Consider the following 19,267-nt stretch of genomic DNA (forward strand, 5'->3'; position numbering starts at 1 on the left):
CGAGCCTTACCAACGACCCGCTCGCGGCCCGTATCACGGCCGAGCGACCGAAGCACATACGACGAAGTCCGCTAGTTTCACCACAACTCAGCCACTACGCAGCGAGCCTTACCAACGACCCGCTCGCGGCCCGTATCACGGCCGAGCGACCGAAGCACATACGACGAAGTCCGCTAGTTTCACCACAACTCAGCCACCACGGAGCGAGTCTTACGAGCGACCGTTCGCGGCCCGTCTCGCATCCGAGTGGCCGAAGCGCATGCGCCGAAGGCGCGAGTCTCGGCCGCTCGGATGCGAGACACTAGGGGGCCGCGAACACGCAGCGCCGCAGGCGCTGCAATTAAACAGAGCCCAAGCGCTCCTTCAGCGCCTCGAACTCGTCGCGCACGCCCGAAGGCAGCTTGTCGCCGACGAACTCGAACCACTCCTCGATGAGCGGGATCTCCTTGCGCCATTCGTCGGCATCCACGGCGAGTGCCTCGTCGACATCGGCGGGGTTGACATTCAGACCGTCGAGGTCCAACTGGCCAGCGGTGGGCACATTGCCGATCGCGGTCGGCTCGGCCTGCGCCGAACCCTCGATGCGGCCGACGATCCACTCCAGCACGCGGGAGTTCTCACCGAATCCGGGCCACAGGAACCGGCCGTCGTCACCGCGACGGAACCAGTTGACGTAGAAGATCTTCGGCAGCTTGTTCGCATCGGCGTTCTTGCCGACATTGATCCAGTGGTTCAGGTAGTCACCGACGTGGTAGCCGATGAACGGCAGCATCGCCATCGGGTCGCGGCGCACGGTGCCGACCTTGCCCTCGGCGGCGGCGGTTTGCTCCGACGACAGGGTCGCGCCCATGAAGACGCCGTGCTGCCAGTCGAAGGATTCGGTCACCAACGGGACCGTGGTCTTGCGGCGGCCGCCGAACAGAATGGCCGAGATCGGCACACCCTGCGGGTCGTCCCATTCGGGAGCCAGGATCGGGCACTGCGACATCGGCGTGCAGTAGCGCGAGTTCGGGTGCGCGGCAAGGGTTTCGGTCTCCCGCAGGTACCAGTCGTTACCCTTCCAGTCGATCAGGTGATCGGGCTCGCCCTCCAGGCCCTCCCACCAGACGTCATTGTGGTCGGTCAGCGCGACGTTGGTGTAGACGGTGTTGCCCGCCTCCATTGTGGCCATGGCGTTCGGGTTGGAGCTGTAGTTCGTGCCCGGTGCGACACCGAAGAAGCCGTATTCGGGGTTCACCGCATAGAGGCGGCCGTCCTTGCCGAAACGCATCCAGGCGATGTCATCGCCGAGGGTCTCCGCGCGCCAGCCGGGAACCGTCGGCTGGATCATCGCGAGGTTGGTCTTACCGCAGGCGCTCGGGAAGGCCGCGGCGATGTAGTACGCCTTGTTCTCAGGGGAGATCAGCTTGAGGATCAGCATGTGCTCGGCCAGCCAGCCCTCGTCGTGGGCCATTGCCGAGGCGATGCGTAGGGAGTAGCACTTCTTGCCGAGCAGCGCGTTGCCGCCGTAGCCGGAGCCGTAGCTCCAGATCTCGCGGTCCTCGGGGAAGTGGGTGATGTACTTGGTGTCGTTGCACGGCCACGGCACATCGGCCTCACCCTCGGCCAGCGGCGCGCCGACGGAGTGCAGTGCCTTCACGAACGGCTTGTCGGTGCCGAGCTTCTCCAGCGCGGCGGCGCCCATGCGGGTCATCACGCGCATCGAGACCACGACGTACTCGGAGTCGGTGATCTCCACGCCCAGCTTGGGGTCCTCGGCACCGAGCGGGCCCATGCAGAACGGCACCACGTACATGGTGCGGCCCTTCATCGAGCCTCGGTACAGCTCGGTCATGGTGGCGCGCATCTCGTTGGGGTCGACCCAGTTGTTGGTCGGGCCCGCGTCGGCCTCGGTCTTCGAACAGATGTAGGTGCGGGATTCGACACGCGCAACATCGGAGGGGTCGGAGAGGGCGAGGAAGGAGTTCGGCTTCTTGTGCTCGTTGAGCTTCTTGAAGGTGCCCGCAGCAACGAGTTGGGTGGTCAGCCGATCCCACTCTTCGTCGGAACCGTCCGCCCAGACCACTCGCTCTGGCTGGGTGAGCTCTGCGACGTCCTGTACCCAGGCGAGTAGTTCGCTGTGCTCGGTCGGCTGCTTGCCGTCGGAATCGCGAAGACCAGGAATGGTCGCTGAGGTCATGAAAACTCTCCTGAGATGGGCGGTTCACGGTGTAGCCGCCTGGGCTGACCATTTCGAGCGACCTGCGAGCAGTCGCTACGGCAAGGCCCATGACCAGCGCGAACACACCGAGCGCCACCGTTGGCGGGAAGGCACCCGCTACGACCAGTCGAAAGCGCGTCATGGCTGCACCGCGTACAAGGACGAAGCGGACGCCCAGGTTCCTGCTTAAGAGGTTAACGCGATGTGACGACCAGTACGGAATCGGGTTCCTGCAGGAGTACCCACTAAGTTACCTAATCAAAAGAACTGCGATACCAATCGAGGATGGCGATATCGCGTTCGCAGGCGGCCAGCTGTCCTGGTTGCTCGGCCGCGGCGCGGCGCAGTCTGGCCTCCAATTCGGCCACCTGACGGTCGATTTCGACGATTCGCTCGGTGCTCGCGCGCATGACGCGCTCCGATAGCGCGGTCTCCGATTCCACCAGTGCGGTGGCGACCCGCTGCTCCAACTGGGCCTTCACATTCACCAGCGCGTCCGCTACCCATTGACGGAGGTGCGCGCGGTCGGCGACCTGGCCGCGGGCGCGCACCACCCAAGCCGCCGCACCCGCTCCGAGCAGCAGCGTCACCGGTACGGTCGCGAAATCGAGGGCCTGCACAAGCGAGAACGGGGCGACCAGTAGGCGGCCGATGCCAACGCCGGCGGAGGCGCCGAGCGCGATCATGAGGTGATCTTCGACACCCCGATGTCTCGGCTCCGGATCCGGGCCGACACGCGGGGCCGGATCGCGCCAACGCGGTGGCGTGTCGCGGTCGTGTTCCGGCACTGCGCCGACGCGATCGGTGAGCTCGGACAGCCGGTGGTCGATGGTTCCGTCCACGGCATTGGTCAGCTCGTTGACGGCCTGCTGTAACCGTTCGGGATAGCCACCGAATTCGGCGCGGCGCAGCCGGTCGAGTTCACCCCTGGCCGCAGCGTGCAATGCGCGCACCCTGGCCCCGACCTCGGTCATCAGATCCACCCTTGCCAGATGCAATTGGCTGCGCAGGGTGGACATGGCGGTGGCGCGGCCGCCGTCGCGGCCGGCGAGCAGTACGGCGCGTTCTTCGCGCCACTTGATCGGTTCCGCGCCGGAACGCAGCACCGCGACCTGTTCGGCGACCCGTCGGCGGGTATCGGTCAGCACGCGCGTGGTGACGGCGGCGACCCGGTCATCGGATTCGGCGCTGGCCGTGGCCGCCGCGAGTTCGGCATGCAGTGCACCGAGACCGGACCGATCGATGAGGCCCGCATCTCCGGCCGACCGGCCCGCCACCGCGAGCCGCGCCGATACCGGCACGATCTCCAGGTCGTCGATGCCCTGCGCGGCGAGCAGGTCGAGATTGTGCGCCTGCACCGCACGCCAATCCTGGTAGGCGTGGATGCCGTTCATGGCGAGCAGGATCCTGGTTCCGTCGGCGCGCAGGCGCTGCACCACATGCAGGGCGTCCGCGCCGAGGGCACTACCCGCGTCCAACAGCATGAGCGCGACCGCCGACGGCGCATTACCCGAGGGCGAGGTGGTCTCCACCACGGCGCTCGCATCGGGCACCGGATCCGAAAGCGGGATGCGCGGCTCGAACCGAGCCAACTCGGTGCGCAACAGGCTCGTATTGGCGTCATCGGGCCCGATCAAAGTGACCGCCGACGCCACTCCCGTCCCCCGCACCGCCCGCAGGAGTGCCATCCCCTGCGGATTCCACCGCGCGATGACCGCCTCGATCTCCGGAGTCAGCGACCGCGGCTCGACAGTCGACGCCGGATCTTGTCCGGAGGCTGACGGATCCGTGCGTACGGAATCCGGTTGTTCAGAGTCCGGCACTGCTCATCCGTTCCCATAGCCGGATGTACCCGTTGTGGACGCGGAGGGCGGCGCGGCGAGCGGCGGGGGACATATCGCTGGAGACAACGGCGCGCCAGCGGTCGGCGCGGGCGAGGGCGTCGTCGGCATCGGACGGGGCGGGTGCGCGGTATCCGGCGGCCAAATGGGCGACCTCCGGATAGGCGAGGCCTGCGCAGAGGCCGAGCCAGCGGGCGTCATCGCCGAAGAGGTAGTCCTCCAGCATGTCCCGGGTCTTCGCGCCGTCGGCGGGCACGGCGCGGGCCGCGAGGCGGGTCAGTTCGTCGAGGAGTTCGCCGCCGCGCAGAGCGCAGACCTGTTCGTAACGGCGGTGCAGTAGGCGGTGCAGTGGATCAATACCGCTCGCCGCGTGCATGATCTGCAGCAGTGCGTGCGGACCGAGTTCCGGGTCCCGGCGCAGCGCGGACAGCGCGCAGGTCAGGCCGTACAGATCCCAGCGCTGCAGCAGTTCTTCGCGCTCGGCGACATCGGGTCCCGCCGATGCCGCGACGAACAGGTCGGGCGAGAGCGTGAGCGCCGGATCCGCGGTCTCGGCCAGGCGGCGCAGCGTGACCATATCGGCCTCGCTCACCGCACCCGCCCTGGTCCGCACCGCAAGCGAGGCGACCACCGGCAGCGTGACGGTGCCCAAGCGACCGCTGTACTGCTCGGCGGCGACGACCGCATCACCCCATCTCGACCCGATCGCATCGGCCTTGTTCAAGACCGCGACCGTTCGCTCCGGCGGCAATTCCGACAGAATCCGCCGGTCCGCGGGCTGCGGCGCGCCGGAGAGGACGTAGACGATGATGTCGGCGTCGAGTTCAGGATCGGCCACGCCCGGTTCGTCGATCGGCGCCGTCTCCACCGCCGACATCAACGCCAGCGCATGCAGCACCGTGGTCCGTCCGGTATGCGCGCGCCCGGTCACCTGAATGCGCGGCGGCCGACGCCACCGTGCGATAGCAGTCCCTACCTGGCCCACGATCCGCGGATCCGCACCCGAGCGCAGCGCCGCGAGCAGATGGTCGAGTTGGTCCAGTTCCCGTGCGGGTCCGCCCGGTCGGATCCGGGGCCCGTCGGATTCGGTGGCTGTCGGCAAAGCTGCACACCCCCTTTTCGGTGCGTCATTCTTGCAGACATACCGCGCCGACGGGCCGCTGGCGACGGCCTGCCGGTCGCTGGAAAGGGTCAGCTGCCGCTGAAGTATTTGTTCGCGGTCCGCACCGCCCAGTTCGGCGCGTATTTCGCGGCGGCCGCCAGTACTTTTGCCTGCGTGCCGATTTCATAGTGCACGCGCGGCAGCCGTCCGCGCTTGTGGGTCGCATCCCAAATCCCTTGTGCGACATCCTCGGCGCTCAGACGCACGCCGAGCGACTTCATCGTGCCGGTCGCCATCCCGTCCACCATGGCGGTGGACACGAACAGCGGCCACACCGCGATCACTCGGATATCGTGGCGCCCCCACTCGAGATCCAGTGCCTCGGTGAGGCTTTTGACCGCGGACTTGGTCGCGCCGTAGCTGGCGAGTTCCGGCTGACCGTAGATTGCCGATGCCGAGCACAGATTCACCACCTGAGCTCCGGGCGTATCGCGCAGATAGCTGAACGCCGCATGCGTACCCGCTATCACCCCGCCGAGATTGACATCGATGATCGTTTGGTGCGTGGCCAGCTCGATCGATTCGAACGGACCAGCGCGCAGAATGCCAGCATTGTTGATGAGGATGTCGAGCCGGTTCTCGTCACCGTTGAACTCCGCCAGACGCTCGGTCCAGTGAGTGTCGTTCGTCACATCCAACACCCCAGTGCGTACACTGCCGTCGGTGGCGTGGATGTCGGCCGCGAGCCTGGTCAGCCCCACCTCATCAATATCGTATGCACCGACGTGATACCCCTGTGCAGCGAAAAGTAGGGCCGTGGCCCGGCCGATACCCGCCGCCGCACCGGTGATGAACACAGTCGGTCTACTCATGGGCGCAGTCTAGTGCGGGGGCACGTCCTCTACCTCGGGGTTCCCACAGATGCGATGGTCACTTAATCTGGCGGGATGGTCGGCACCATAGTCGGTGCGCAACTTCGCTTTTCGAAGGCGGCAAGCCGACCAGGCGGAATGCGTTCCGCTGGTCTCGATGAGGAGGTTGCCGTGACCGTCGATGTCATCGGTGCTGAGCCGGATGCGTCCGGCGCTAGGAAGCCGCTGCTACCCAGTAGCGATCCCTTCCTCCGACCACCCAAAGGCTTCGCGGCTCGTCCGGCCGGGACCATCCTGCGCAGCCGTCGCGTCGAGCTCGCACTGTTCGGTGTTGTGCCGCAGCAGGTCTCGGCCTGGCAGCTGCTCTACCGCAGCTGCGATATGCACGGTATGCCGGAGGCGGCGGTCACCACGGTGCTCCTGCCGCTCGACGCAGATCCGGACGAGGACCGTCCGCTGCTGGCCTTCCAGACCGCCATGGACGCGGTCACCGAGCGATGTTCCCCCTCTTATGCACTGCGTCGCGGTTCGCACGCACTCGGCTCGGTCACCCAACTCGAATGGATGCTGGTGGCCAACGCACTGCGCCGGGGTTGGGCGGTGAGCATTGCCGACCACGAGGGCCCGCACGGTAATTTCGGCGCGCCACGCGAGCCCGGTTACCGCGGACTCGACGGAATCCGCGCGGCGCTGCGCTTCGCGCCGCTGGGTCTGCATCCCGATACCCGGATCGCGGTCTGGGGTTATTCCGGTGGCGGCATGGCCAGTTCGTGGTTGGTCGAGATGGCCCCGACCTACGCACCGGAGCTCGATATCGTCGGCGCTGTGCTCGGCGCACCGGTCGGCGATCCCGGCCAGGTCTTCACCCGCCTCAACGGCGGGCACTACGCCGGATTGCCCGCGATCGTGGTCGCCGCGCTGCGCAGGCTCTATCCGGCACTGGCCGCGGTCTTCGACAGCGAATGCGATGCCGAGGGACACCGGCTCATCGCACGCGCCGAACGGTCCACACCGGTCGCGGCGGTGCTCGGGCTCATCAATAGAGATGTCGGCCACCATCTGAGCCGACCGCTGGCCGAGGTGCTCGCCGCACCCGAAATGCAGGCCATGCTCGATGAGCTGCGCCTCGGTCACTCCACGCCGACCTGCCCGCTGCTGGTGGTGCAGCCGGTACACGACCAGATCATCCATATGGACGGCGTCGACGGCCAGGTCGAGCGGTATCGCCGCGGCGGCGCCCAGGTCACCTATGTGCGCGACCGGCTCAGCGAGCATTTCTCGCTACTTCCGCTGGCCACCCCCATCAGCCTGGACTGGCTCAGCGATCGGCTCGCCGGAAAACCGGTGCACGATGTCGGCGACAGCACGGTGTGGTCGGTCGCCGCCTCGCCGACCGGCGTGCGCGGGCTGTGGGAAATGCTCGGCACCGCGGTCAAGGTGGCGCTGGGCAAGCCGCTGCGTCAAGAGACCGAGCCCGAGACTCGAATCCCCCGCGTACGCGCCGCATAACCGTTCGTCTCGGATGCCCGCAAGCGATCCGCTACGACCGCTTGCTGCCCGCATCCTGCGATGCTGGACAATGGAGCGCGTGAACGACGCCGCGAACCACACTGCCGAGTCAGTTCCCGGACCGCCGTCCACAGCTGCGGCTCCGGCGGACCGGGGATCCCGAAAAGGCTCGGGCTCACGCCTGTACCCCCGAGTGACGAGCTTCCGCTCGCGCCGGGGCGCACTCACCGCGACCCAGCAGCAATCCTGGGATCGCACCTGGCCGAAGATCGGCCGCGACGTGGCCGACGAGCCACTCGACGCCGCCGCCTGGTTCGGCCGCGACGCCCCGCTCGTCATCGAGATCGGTTGTGGGACAGGAACCGCCACTGCCGCGATGGCGCAGGCGGAACCGCATCTGAATCTCATCGGCATCGAGGTCTATCAGCCCGGTCTCGCACAACTGGTGCAACGCATAGAGCGCGAGCGGATCGACAACATTCGGCTGCTGCGCGGGGATGCCGTCGATGTGTTGGAAAACATGATTGCTGAACAGTCGCTCACGGGCGTGCGGGTCTTCTTTCCCGACCCTTGGCCGAAGGCGCGACACCACAAGCGGCGACTATTGCAGCCCGCGACATTCGCATTGATCGCCGATCGCCTGCGCCCCGGTGGTGTATTGCATGTCGCGACCGACCACGCCGATTACGCGGAATTCATCGCCGAAGTCGGCGCGGCAGAACCGCAGCTCATCGGCCTGAACGAGACCACGGGCGGGGTCAGCGCCGAACATCGCGACAGCGCGCCGATCGGGTTCGAAAGGCCTGTCACCAAATTCGAAGGCAAGGCACATCGCGCCGGAAGCGCCATCAACGAGTTCATATGGGGGAAGATCGGATGATGAGTGTCGGTGAGATGGCCCACGAGGTCGTGGATGTTGCCGGGGAGGTGCACGGAACCGGATCCGAGGTGATCGGCGCGGTTACGCCGGATGTGCGTCGAGTGCTATTGGTCTGGGATGCCCCGAATCTCGATATGGGCCTCGGCGCGATCCTCGGCGGCCGCCCGACCGCCGCCTATCGACCGCGCTTCGACGCACTGGGCCGCTGGCTGCTCGCGCGCACCGCCGAATTATCGGTCGGCAGCGTGACCCGGGTCGAACCGGAAGCGACCGTCTTCACCAATATCGCGCCCGGCACCGCCGATGTGGTGCGGCCCTGGGTGGAGGCGCTGCGCAATGTCGGCTACGCGGTATTCGCCAAGCCCAAGATCGATGAGGACTCCGATGTCGACGCGGATATGCTCGCGCACATCGAGCTACGCAGTCGCGGCGCAGGGCTGGCTGGCATCATGGTCGCCTCCGCCGATGGCCAGGCATTCCGCGAACCGCTCGAACGATTGGCCGCCAACGGAATCCCCGCTCAGATACTCGGCTTCCGTGAGCATGCGAGTTGGGCCGTAACATCCGATACCCTCGAGTTCGTAGATCTCGAGGACATCCCGGGCGTGTTCCGTGAACCACTGCCCAGGGTCAGCCTCGACTCACTGCCCGACGAGGGTGCCTGGCTGCAGCCGTTCCGGCCGCTGTCGGCGCTGCTCACCTCTCGCCCTGCCCAAGGAGTCGCTTAGTGTTCACACGCTGGGGCGATCTGGTCTATCGGCTGCGTTTCGCCGTCATCGGCATTGTCGCGGCCGCACTCTTGGCACTCGGCGGCTACGGCCTCGGCTTGGAAGACCATCTCAGCTCCAGCGGGTGGGATGACCCGACATCGCAATCGGCCAAGGCGGCCAAGCTGTCCGACGAGGCGTTCGGACGTGATCACAACAGCGATGTGATCGTGCTCTACACCGCGCCGGACGGTAAGACGATCGATGATCCCGAATTCCGGCAGAAGATCGTCGACAGCCTCAACGGGCTGCCGCGCGAACATCCGGATGAGATCGCCAAGATCAACGGCGCCTACTGGCAGACCGAAACCGGTCCGGCGTCACCGTTGACGTTCGGCTCGAAGGATAAGAAGTACACCTTCGCCTCCATCGCCATCCAGGGCAATAACGACACCGATATGGTGCGCAACTTCCGGAAGGTGAAGGATGTCTTCGCAATTCCGGGTATCGATGTGCAGGTTGCGGGTCTGCAAGCGGTGGCGGGCACGCTGAACGACACGATGGCCGCCGATCAGAAGCGGATGGAGATCCTGGCCATCCCTGCGGTCGCGGTGCTGCTGTTCTTCATCTTCGGCGGTGTGGTCGCGGCGGCGCTGCCGCTGATCGTCGGTGGTCTCACGGTGATCGGCGCGTGGGGCATCGTGCGGTTCGCGACCGAGTTCACCGAGGTCAACTCGTTTGTGTCGCCGGTCGTTTCGATGATCGGCCTCGGTCTGGCCATCGACTACGGCCTGTTCATCGTGAGTCGGTTCCGCGAGGAACTGGCCGAGGGCTACGACAAGCGCGCGGCGGTGCGCCGTTCGGTGATGACCGCAGGGCGCACCGTGGTGTTCTCCGCGACCATGATCATCGCCAGCCTCGGCGGCATGCTGCTGTTCCCGCAGGGCTTCCTGAAATCGATCGCCTACGGCTCCATCGCGACCGTTTCGCTGGCCGCGCTGACCGCTATCACCATCCTGCCCGCGATGCTCAGCATCCTCGGGGCGCGGGTGGATATGCTCGGGTTCAAGCGATTCCGCAAGACCAAGACCGCCGAGGAAGTCGAGAACGGCTTCTGGGGCAAGTCGACCCGCTGGGTGATGCAGCATCCGCTCAAGATCGCGATCCCGATCTGCATCCTGTTGCTGCTGTTGATCATTCCGGTCAAGAATCTGGCCTTCGGTGGCATCAACGAGCGGTACCTGCCGCCGGATAACGCGACCCGCCTCGCCCAGGCGAAGTTCGACTCGATCTTCCCGCTACGCAAGTCCGATCCGATCCAGCTCATATTCGTCTCCGCCAACAGCAGTGACGTCGGCAAGCTGTGGGCCGCGGCCAAGCAGGCACCCGGCTTGAACGGCACTTTCGACGTACCTGCCCAGTCCAATACAAACAAGGAAGTCTTCCGCACCAGCGCGACGCTCGCGGATTCGGAGAATGCGGATCCGACCATCGACTACCTGCGCTCCCTGGAAATTCCGGACGACGTGCAGATGTACGTCGGCGGACAGCCCGCGATCCAGAAGGACAGCATCGACGCGCTGCTGCACCGGATGCCGCTGATGATCGCGCTGGTGCTGTTCGTCACTACGCTGCTGATGTTCCTCACCTTCGGCTCACTGGTGCTACCGATCAAGGCCGCGTTGATGAGCGCGCTCGGATTGGGTTCCACGCTCGGTATTTTGACGTGGATCTTCATCGACGGACACGGCGCGAGCCTGTTGAATTTCACGCCACAGCCGATCATGTCGCCGGTATTGGTGCTGATCATCGCGGTTATCTACGGTCTTTCGACCGACTACGAGGTATTCCTGTTGTCGCGCATGGTCGAAGCGCGCACGATGGGTGCTTCCACGACCGAGGCGGTGCGTATCGGCACCGCGCAGACCGGGCGCATCATCACCGCCGCCGCGCTCATCCTGCTCGTGGTGACCGGCGCATTCGCGTTCTCCGATCTGGTCATGATGCAGTATCTGGCCTACGGCATGATCGCGGCGCTGTTCATCGACGCCACGATTCTGCGCATGCTGCTCGTCCCGGCCACCATGAAGCTGCTCGGCGACGACTGCTGGTGGGCGCCGGCGTGGATGAAGAAGGTGCAGCAGAAGGTCGGGCTGGGCGAACCGATTCTGGACGATGAGCGTCCCGGCGGGGGCGAGGTCGTCGACCTGGTCAAGACCACGCCGATTACCGACCCGGTGACGATGCAGATGCCCGCGCTCACCGATAACGCCACCACTCGAACGCGGTCACCGCGGCGGCAGCGCACGGTCGAGGAGATCGAGGCGGGGGCGCCGACCCAGCATTTCGCGAAGATTCCGGCCGATCCGCCGGCGCCGCCGCGGCCGGTCGCGCCGCATGATCCGACTCGACCGCGCGCGAATCCGCCGTTGCATACGCCGCCGCCCGGACCGCCTGCCGCGCCATCCGGGCCTGCTTCGCCCGGGCGGGGAGCGTCCGGACCACCGGCGCCAGGTTTGCCGTCCGCGCAAGGCGCGCCATTCGCCCCGTCGAGACCGCTGGGCCCGTCGACACCGCCCGCACCGCTCGGCCCGTCGATACCGCCGGCGCCACTTGGCCCGTCGGCACCACTCGGCCCGTCTGTGCCGCCCGCACCCGAGCCCATTCGGCCGCGGCCGGTTCCGACGATTTCGGGGGCGTCCGAGCCGACTCGTCCGATTCCGCCCACAGGCACGCCAACGCCTCCCCCGCCGCCGGTTCAGCCGACGCCGATCCCGGCTGCGGACCATCCGACCCACCACGCGGCACCCCCGCGTCCCGGCGCGTCGAATGATGATGCGCCGGACGAGAACCGCAGCAGCATCGAAAACTGGATGGCCGAGTTGAGGTCCAACCGTCGCCGCATCGGCCAGCCCGACGAAGGTCGCCACCACAGCGCGGACGGGCGGACGGTCAGTGTGAACGAGTTGCTGCGGCGGCGGGACCGCGAGTAACGCCTTATGCGGCTGCGGCTTTCGTTTCAGCACTTTCCGAGAGCAGGGTTGGCGTCGCATTTCTCGTCGCGGATGTCGTAGGTCGTGGCGCATTCATTCTGTGGAACGACTAGGCCTTGTGCGGCGAAGAGACCCGCGACGTGCGTGGTCCGCTGGGCCGTGGCGTGGGCTCGACCACGCCAGTCCTGCTCGTGGAATCCTGGACGCGACGGCACAAGAGGTGCGCGGGAAACCGCGTTCGTTGAGCCAGCGTTGGTGGCGTCGCCAGGTGGTGCCCGTCAGGGCCGGTCCACAGGGTTCGCGATAGGAACTCCTCCGGCTCGCACTTCGGCGAAAGTGCGGGCGTAGCGGGTGCCTGTCACCAGCAGGAGGATGCCGACTACCAGGAAGGCTGTTACCCGCACCAGGCCGTCGAGGGTGGCGAGGTCGAAGAGGAACAGTTTGGCCAGTGCGGCTGCGGTGACGAGGAGTCCGGAGCCGAGGGCCAGTTTGGCGACGGCGGCCGAGCGCGACAGATTGCGCAGGCCGAACAACAGTGCGGCGGTGGCAGCGGCCATCCACAGAATCGTGGCGGCGCTGTGGCCGACGATGAAGCCGTCGGCGCTGCCTGTCGCGACGCCGATCGAGACCGCGGCGGCGGTTACGGCATACAGGCCCGCAATGCTCGCGACGACGAACAGCGTCGATTCGTCGGTTCCGCCCTTGGTCATACCGGGGAGTCTCCTGGCGCACCAGATGCCCACGGCGATGACCGCGAGCGCGAGGACGGCACCCAGTGCGGTCGCGATACCCAAGCGCGGGTGCGCAAGCCGTTGTGTCGCAAGTACTTCCGGAGTCACGGTGGTGAAGTACGATACCGAGCCGGCCAGCGTGAACGCCGCGCCGATGGCGGCGGTGATGCGGGAGCGCCGCTGTCCGGCCAGACCCAGATAGCAGAGCGCAGCCAGGAACAGGGCGATCGGCAGGGTCTGCACTCGCGTCACACCGACGCATGCTTCGAGCAGCGCGAATGAGCCTGCGATCATGGCGACAAAGGCGATCGAACCCGGAATGCGCACCAGCTCACGCAGTTTCGGCAAGGTGTGCAGCGATGCCACGGCCAGTAGCACCGCCGCACCGACCGCCGCGACCAAGGTCGCCGCATGCCGCTCGAACATCGCGGGTGCGGCCAAGAGCGCAACCATGGACAGTGCGGAAGTCAAGGCGGCGACGATATCGTCGGATCGCCTGCGCACCACCAGAAAACCGCCGACCAATCCGATCGCGGCAATCGCCACCGCGGCCGTGAGCAGCCAATACACCCGGCTTTGCGCCGCATCATCAACGACGGCAATGGTAATCGCGAGCAACGTCGCCAATATCGCGGGCACAGTGCGCACCACATGCAAGAACGGCCAATCGCGAATCAATTGCACCGGCACGCATGTCAACTGCAACACGATCAGGAATGCGAGCAACACCAATTCCGAAGTGACGAACGGCGACAACAACGCCGCCCCCGCAACAACGAGCACCGCGAGCGGCTGCGACTGCCACCGCATCGCGAGCCCGACCCCACCTGCCGCAACACCTGATGCCACCGCGAGCCCGACAACCGGATGCAGCCAGTCGTAGATCGCAGTAACCGCAACCACGTCCAGATAAGCCCCGGCAATACCGGTGGCGGCCAAGGAAATTCCGCCGACGCGACCACCGGCCCGCCCGAACACCTTGGCTCCCGCCCCGACCAGTGCTGCCGAGAAGACCGCCCCCGCGACCACTCTCGGCACCGGCCCGAAGAACCCAGCCTGCGCCGCAAGCACCAAAAGCATCACCACCCCGATCAGAGTCACCCCCACCCCGGCGACCGCCAGCACCCGACTGATCATCCCCTCCTGCTGCCACCACGGCGTCTTCGCCGCACCCCACCCCGGCGGCCGCGGCGGCATACCTGGCGCAGCCGCCCCACCAGCCGCCCGCGGCGGCACAAACCCGCCTCCCACGCCGGAAGGTCCCACTACCCCAGCGGGCACCGCAGCCCATCCGGACATGCCAATACCGCCCGACTGTCCATACCCAGGCACCGGCCGCGCCCACCCCGAAGGCGCAACCGGTGGCATCGGAATCCGCCCCACCCAACCAGGAACGGGTGCCGACTGCATCGCACCCGCCCCGGGCACAGTGGAACCACCAGAGATCACTGCGGTTTTCGGAGCCATCGGTGTATTCGCGGCTCCCGACTGTGACGTCCGACCAGCCGCCGACTCCCCCGTGGCCGTCGATGCGGCCGCCGCGTCCGTGGTATGCCCAGCGCCACCGGTCGTCTCGACTGAGGGAGCTTGTGGCCATACGGTCTGGCCACCGACCACTCCCGGGGCTCCGGCCCCGACCTCACCGCTGCCGCCGGGTGGCACCGGCCCCAGCGGATACTCCCCGCGAACCGCGAATCCGGTCGAATCCTTCGAAACCCGCTCTGCCGCAGCCAAATCCGTGACTACCTGTGCCCGCAACAGATCCAAATCCCGACCGAGGATGCCCATCTGCCTGCCCAGCGCAGTGAACTCCCCGGACAACCGCGAAATCAGCGCGGGATCGATAGACGTAGTCATATCCCCAATGCTGATTTCCCGAGCGCGCCGGAACATGAGTAGAAACCACTGGTACTCATCCGGGATCTACTCGAATTCCAGCCGCGCGGCCAGCTCTTCCGCAGCGCTATACCGGCGGCCACTGCGCCGGAACCACTCTCAGCCGCTGCTCCGACCAGACGTAGTCGTGAAACACGACTGATCGCTGGGTCACCCGGCCCGTTAACCCCCGCCCGGACGTGGCGGGGCGGGGGTCGGCGCTGATTACAGGGTGTGGGAGCGCATGTTAGTGACCTGGTAGACCGCATTGATCACCGCGGAGCGCGGTGGCATGCGCAGGACGCCGGGGGTTGGTTCGCCTGCCCAGTGCCAGCCGAGTGGGGAGTCGGTGGTGGGGAGCAGGACGTGACGGCCAGGGGGGATGACGGTCACGTAGTGGCCGGCCAGGCAGCGGCGCACGCTGATCTCGACCGGGACGGCCGGGCTCGGCGGTGCGACGAGGAAGGTCCAGGTGCGTTCGCCAGGTTCGGCGACCACCGGGGCCGTGTAGGTCCGGTCCAGGGCGGCCAGGACTTTGCGGCCCAGATCCGGTGGCATCACCAGGGCGCCGAGGATGGAGCCGGTGGTGATCATCGGGCGACCGGCCAGCAGCTGGACCGGCAGTCCGTACCGATGTCGCAGCATATGCGCGATTTCGTGGGGCGAGTGACAGCGCTCGAACATGGCCTACGCCTCCCCTCGTCCACAGACCGGGCAGTTCCCTCTGCGTAGCGGACCGTGCTGTTCGCGCACGCGCTGTGTGCGGCGCGCGAATCGACTAGTCTGGACACCCGGCTCGCGCGCGCGGTCGGCGCGGAGAGCTCGCACGGTGGTTTTCGGCATGATATTCATTGCCGCCGCCCTTTGCATTCTCAAAGTTGCAGAAAGACAAAGGTATTCCAACCAAGCGGGAACGAGTCGTACGTAATGTCCCACTTCTAGTGAGCGCGATCACTTAACGTCGTACGCTGAAACAAGGATGTAACAAAGGACTTGGCTAAATGGACGATTCGTCGATCGGCGTGCGGATACGACAGTTCCGCGGCAAGGCGCTCACCCAGCGCCAACTCGCCGACCAAGCCGGTGTCAGCGTTGACCTGGTGCGCAAACTGGAACAGGGTGGCCGCCAGACCGCCTCGATCGCCAGTCTGCAAAAACTCGCGCGCGCATTGGATGTCGACATCTCCGACCTGGTGGGCAAGCGACACGGCATCCCCTCCGGCAATCCCGATGCCGGTATCGTCGCGATCCGGCGCGCACTGACCCCGGTCGACGATCTGCTCGGTGAGATACCGGATGAGGATGCGATCGGCCTCGACGAGGGCAGTCGCGCAGTCGATTACGCGTGGGGCGCCTACTGGACCGGCCACTACGAATTGCTCACCTCGATCCTGCCGACCGGGCTCATCCAGCTGCGGGCAACCGTGCACGCCGCCCGCAACGGCGCGGTCGCATCCGCGAATGAACTACTCGCCCGGATGTATTGGGTCACCGGATGTACCCTGGTTCATCTCGGGCAGACCGATCCGGCGTTCTTCGCGATCCGCCAGGCACTTGCCGCCGCCGAGCTCGGCAACGATCCGCTGCTGCTGGCCACCATTCGCGGCTCGGTCGCCTGGCAGCTGCTGGTGCAGGGCCGTTATGAGGAGTCGCGCAAGGTGGCGCTGCGTGCGGCGGCGAATCTGGAGCCCGAGGGTGAGCCGACCCCGGCGCATCTGTCCGCGTACGGATCGCTGATTTTGCAGGGCGCTACCGCGGCCGGTCGATCGCAGGACGTTCCCGAGGCCCTGTCGCTTGTCCAAGCGGCGAGCGAGGTCGCGCTGCGCATCGGCGCCGACCGGCACGACTACGAAACCTATTTCGGCCCTTCACAAGTAGTTATGCAGACGGTCGATGTGAATATCAGCTCCGAACGCTATCCGGAGGCACTGACCGCCGCACGGGACATGCCAGCGAATTGCGGTCTGCCCCAGGCCTCGCGGGCTCGCCACCTCACCGATACGGCCGTCGCCCTGACGCGCACCGGCCAGCACAAGCGCGCTCTCGCCGCCCTGCTCGACGCCGAACGCGTCGGCGGCGCCGATTGGCTCAAATACCAGTCCCTGCCACGGCACATCGTCTCCGAACTACTGGACCATGACCGCCGAGTTCCCTTGCGAACCTTCGCTCGCCGCATCGGCGTCAACACCTGATCCGATCGGCGGTCCGAAATATGCTGACTACCAGGTGACTTCGGGCAGTTCGATATCGATCGGGAAAGGACGATCGACCTGCACCCGGGTCCGGTGCACGCCCGTCGGCGCGTATCCGCCCTCGGGTAACAGCTCGAACGTGTAGATCACGATCGCGTTCTCTTCATTCTCCACGCGCCAGAAGCATTTGATGCCCGCTTCGGCATACTGCGCGGGACGAAGCACTCGGTCCTTGGTTTTCGTTCCGGGAGAGACGACCTCGATGGCGAGGTGAACATCCGAGGGCTGGAATGCCAGTGAATCGGCCGACGTCACCCCACGAGAAACCACTAGAAGATCGGGCTCGGGGACCGTATTACCCAGATCGATGCCTTGCTCGGTGGCGACAACAAAAACTCGCGGAGCAACACCAGACAACGCCAACCACAAGATCTTGATGACCTGGTTGTGCCACAAAGTGGATGGCGCCATCATGACGACCTCACCATCCAGCAGCTCGAACCGAGCATCAACGACCTCCATCAGGCGGGGCAGATCACGTGCAGTGAAGCCGCCCTGTGGGGGCGTCGGCACACGCACCAAATGGGCCCGGATGGGCTCGTCCATGTGCTGTGCGGCAGTCATATCAACGAGGCTACCTCCCGCCGGGTGGCTGCGACCACGCAATTGTGCACACGATCAACCCCCCATCAGCTTGCGCCACTGGGCGCGCAAAGAGTGTTTGGCGGTAATCGAGCCGAAACGGATTCGACCTTGCACGACCATGTGTAGGGGGCCGAGGGGTGGGCCGGTGCGGACCTTGTTGTTGACGCTGGAGCCGATGAGGTCGACGGCGTTGAGGTCGACGGTGGCCTCGGCGGGGACGATCAGGGTGAGTGAGCTGAGATAGTCGTCGACGTGCACCTCGACAACTTGGGTGGACATGATCGCCTCGGTGAAATCGAGCGTGACGCCGGAGAGCCAGTTGTTCAGATGCAGGGCCGGTGCTACCTGCCATGGACCACGGCGATTGACGCCGGAAAGGCGGCTGCGGATCACATTCCCCGGGGTGACCTGTGTCGGCACCGAGGGCGGCGGTGAGATCCGCTTCGTGAAGGCGGGCGAAGCGTTCACGAAGGTCGAGGGCGGTGCCGCGGGCTGACCGATGAGCCGCACGCCGGGCAGGTCGACAAGTACGGCATTGAGTTCGCCACGCGTCTTGGCGGCCAGCGCGGTGTCCATTCGCTCGGTGAACTCCCCGAGGGAGAGCATGCCGAGCCCGACAGCGCGCTGCAGCAGTTGACCGACATGTTCGCGCTCGGCATCGGAAACGCGCAACTCACGATCGCCGACCGTGTCACCGGAGCCGACACCGTTGGATACCGATTCGGGGCCACCCATGAATCCGAGATTACCGAGCCCAACCCATCCGACACATCAGGGCAATCCCCGATTCCCTGCTCCGCTGCGCCCCGATCCCGCCGATTTCGGGGCGCATCCCAGACCGTTTCCCTCGCACCACCTGGTGTATCGGCGAGCGAGGTGACACATCACTGGAGCCGCCGGGCATCCCGGTCCACCACAAGCCGCCTCGTTCCAGCATCGGGCATCCCGTGCCACACCGGGCACGGCCAATGACTCCCACGCGCCACCCGCGACGTGTTCGGGTCCTCATACAGGATGATCGGGCGGCAGTCGGCGCCTCGAGATGCCGAAATCGTCAGGCATCTACTCGAGAACTGTTGCTCACCTACTCGAGACCCTGCTCAATCGCATAGCGGGTCAGTTCAACCCGGTTGGCCAACTGCAACTTCCGCAAAGTCGCCTGCACGTGGTTCTCCACTGTTCGATGGCTCAGCCCGAGACGCGACGCAATCTGTTTGGCGGATAATCCTTTCGCCACCATGCGCAGCACCTCGGTCTCCCGGTCGGTGAGTGCGGGCCGATGCGGTTCATCCGGCTCGACTGGTGCGGTCGCAATCCGTCGATACTCACCGAGCACCAGCCCTGCCAGCCCCGGCGTAAATACCGGTTGCCCAGCGGCGGTCGCGCGCACAGCCTCGATCAACTCGCTAGCCGACGCACTCTTCACCAAATAACCCGAAGCCCCCGCCTTGATCGCATCGAGCACATCATCGCGCTCCGCCGATGCCGATAACACCAGCACCCGACTCTCCGGAGACACCCGCAGCACCTCCGCAGTCGCCTGCGCTCCATTTCCGTCGGGCAACTGCATATCCATCAACACCACCGCAGGCCGTACCGCCGCCGCCCGCCGTGTAGCCGACCCCACCCCGTCCGCCGTCGCGGCAACCACGAATCCCGCCTCGGCCAGATCGCGGGACACTCCATCACGCCACATGGGATGGTCGTCCACTACCATCAC

The 19,267-nt window shown here is 66.1% G+C and carries 14 protein-coding genes; 5 read left to right on the forward strand and 9 right to left on the reverse strand.

What is annotated here, in order from left to right:
• Positions 1 to 340: 340 nt before the first annotated feature.
• From ACIBG0_RS09055 to ACIBG0_RS09070, 4 genes are all read right to left on the reverse strand, one after another.
• Positions 341 to 2,179 (reverse strand): phosphoenolpyruvate carboxykinase (GTP), encoded by a 1,839-nt coding sequence (locus ACIBG0_RS09055; RefSeq protein ID WP_397030745.1) that lies wholly within the window; start codon positions 2,177 to 2,179, stop codon positions 341 to 343.
• A 275-nt stretch (positions 2,180 to 2,454) separates the two neighbouring features.
• A complete protein-coding gene (locus ACIBG0_RS09060; protein ID WP_397030747.1) occupies positions 2,455 to 4,023 on the reverse strand; it encodes a hypothetical protein in 1,569 nt (522 codons plus the stop codon).
• Positions 4,010 to 5,143, reverse strand: coding sequence for a hypothetical protein (locus ACIBG0_RS09065; protein ID WP_397030749.1), 1,134 nt, complete (start codon positions 5,141 to 5,143; stop codon positions 4,010 to 4,012). Before ACIBG0_RS09065 ends, ACIBG0_RS09060 begins: the two co-directional genes overlap by 14 nt.
• Positions 5,144 to 5,232: 89 nt before the next feature.
• The gene (locus ACIBG0_RS09070) at positions 5,233 to 6,015 is read right to left on the reverse strand and encodes an SDR family oxidoreductase (protein WP_397030751.1); all 783 of its coding nucleotides are present in this window, start codon (positions 6,013 to 6,015) and stop codon (positions 5,233 to 5,235) included.
• A gap of 138 nt (positions 6,016 to 6,153) precedes the next feature.
• Here ACIBG0_RS09070 and ACIBG0_RS09075 point away from each other — a divergent pair, with 138 nt between their 5' ends.
• From ACIBG0_RS09075 to ACIBG0_RS09090, 4 genes are all read left to right on the forward strand, one after another.
• Positions 6,154 to 7,524, forward strand: coding sequence for a lipase family protein (locus ACIBG0_RS09075; RefSeq protein WP_397031211.1), 1,371 nt, complete (start codon positions 6,154 to 6,156; stop codon positions 7,522 to 7,524).
• Between the two features lie 70 nt (positions 7,525 to 7,594).
• A complete protein-coding gene (gene trmB, locus ACIBG0_RS09080) occupies positions 7,595 to 8,404 on the forward strand; it encodes a tRNA (guanosine(46)-N7)-methyltransferase TrmB (RefSeq protein WP_397030752.1) in 810 nt (269 codons plus the stop codon).
• Positions 8,404 to 9,132 (forward strand): NYN domain-containing protein, encoded by a 729-nt coding sequence (locus ACIBG0_RS09085; protein ID WP_397030754.1) that lies wholly within the window; start codon positions 8,404 to 8,406, stop codon positions 9,130 to 9,132. The genes trmB and ACIBG0_RS09085 overlap by 1 nt, the downstream gene beginning before the upstream one ends.
• Positions 9,132 to 12,104, forward strand: coding sequence for an MMPL family transporter (locus ACIBG0_RS09090; RefSeq protein ID WP_397030756.1), 2,973 nt, complete (start codon positions 9,132 to 9,134; stop codon positions 12,102 to 12,104). Before ACIBG0_RS09085 ends, ACIBG0_RS09090 begins: the two co-directional genes overlap by 1 nt.
• 278 nt (positions 12,105 to 12,382) lie before the next feature.
• On the opposite strand, the gene ACIBG0_RS09095 is transcribed toward ACIBG0_RS09090, so the two are convergent.
• On the reverse strand, positions 12,383 to 14,692 hold the full coding sequence (locus ACIBG0_RS09095; protein ID WP_397030758.1) for a DUF2339 domain-containing protein: 2,310 nt from the start codon (positions 14,690 to 14,692) through the stop codon (positions 12,383 to 12,385).
• 243 nt (positions 14,693 to 14,935) lie between these two features.
• Complete coding sequence (locus tag ACIBG0_RS09100) at positions 14,936 to 15,394, reverse strand: hypothetical protein (RefSeq protein WP_397030760.1); 459 nt, start codon at positions 15,392 to 15,394, stop codon at positions 14,936 to 14,938.
• Between the two features lie 317 nt (positions 15,395 to 15,711).
• Between ACIBG0_RS09100 and ACIBG0_RS09105 the strand changes: the two genes are divergently transcribed.
• Positions 15,712 to 16,902, forward strand: a complete 1,191-nt coding sequence (locus ACIBG0_RS09105; protein WP_397030762.1) for a helix-turn-helix domain-containing protein — start codon at positions 15,712 to 15,714, stop codon at positions 16,900 to 16,902.
• Between the two features lie 27 nt (positions 16,903 to 16,929).
• On the opposite strand, the gene ACIBG0_RS09110 is transcribed toward ACIBG0_RS09105, so the two are convergent.
• The 3 genes from ACIBG0_RS09110 to ACIBG0_RS09120 form a co-directional block, all read right to left on the reverse strand.
• Complete coding sequence (locus ACIBG0_RS09110) at positions 16,930 to 17,526, reverse strand: Uma2 family endonuclease (protein WP_397030764.1); 597 nt, start codon at positions 17,524 to 17,526, stop codon at positions 16,930 to 16,932.
• A 54-nt stretch (positions 17,527 to 17,580) separates the two neighbouring features.
• Complete coding sequence (locus ACIBG0_RS09115; protein ID WP_397030766.1) at positions 17,581 to 18,282, reverse strand: DUF1707 domain-containing protein; 702 nt, start codon at positions 18,280 to 18,282, stop codon at positions 17,581 to 17,583.
• Between the two features lie 349 nt (positions 18,283 to 18,631).
• Complete coding sequence (locus ACIBG0_RS09120; RefSeq protein ID WP_397031212.1) at positions 18,632 to 19,264, reverse strand: response regulator; 633 nt, start codon at positions 19,262 to 19,264, stop codon at positions 18,632 to 18,634.
• Positions 19,265 to 19,267 lie beyond the last annotated feature (3 nt).

Origin of the sequence: Nocardia sp. NPDC050630 (assembly GCF_044457245.1) — a bacterium.
Taxonomy (GTDB): domain Bacteria; phylum Actinomycetota; class Actinomycetes; order Mycobacteriales; family Mycobacteriaceae; genus Nocardia.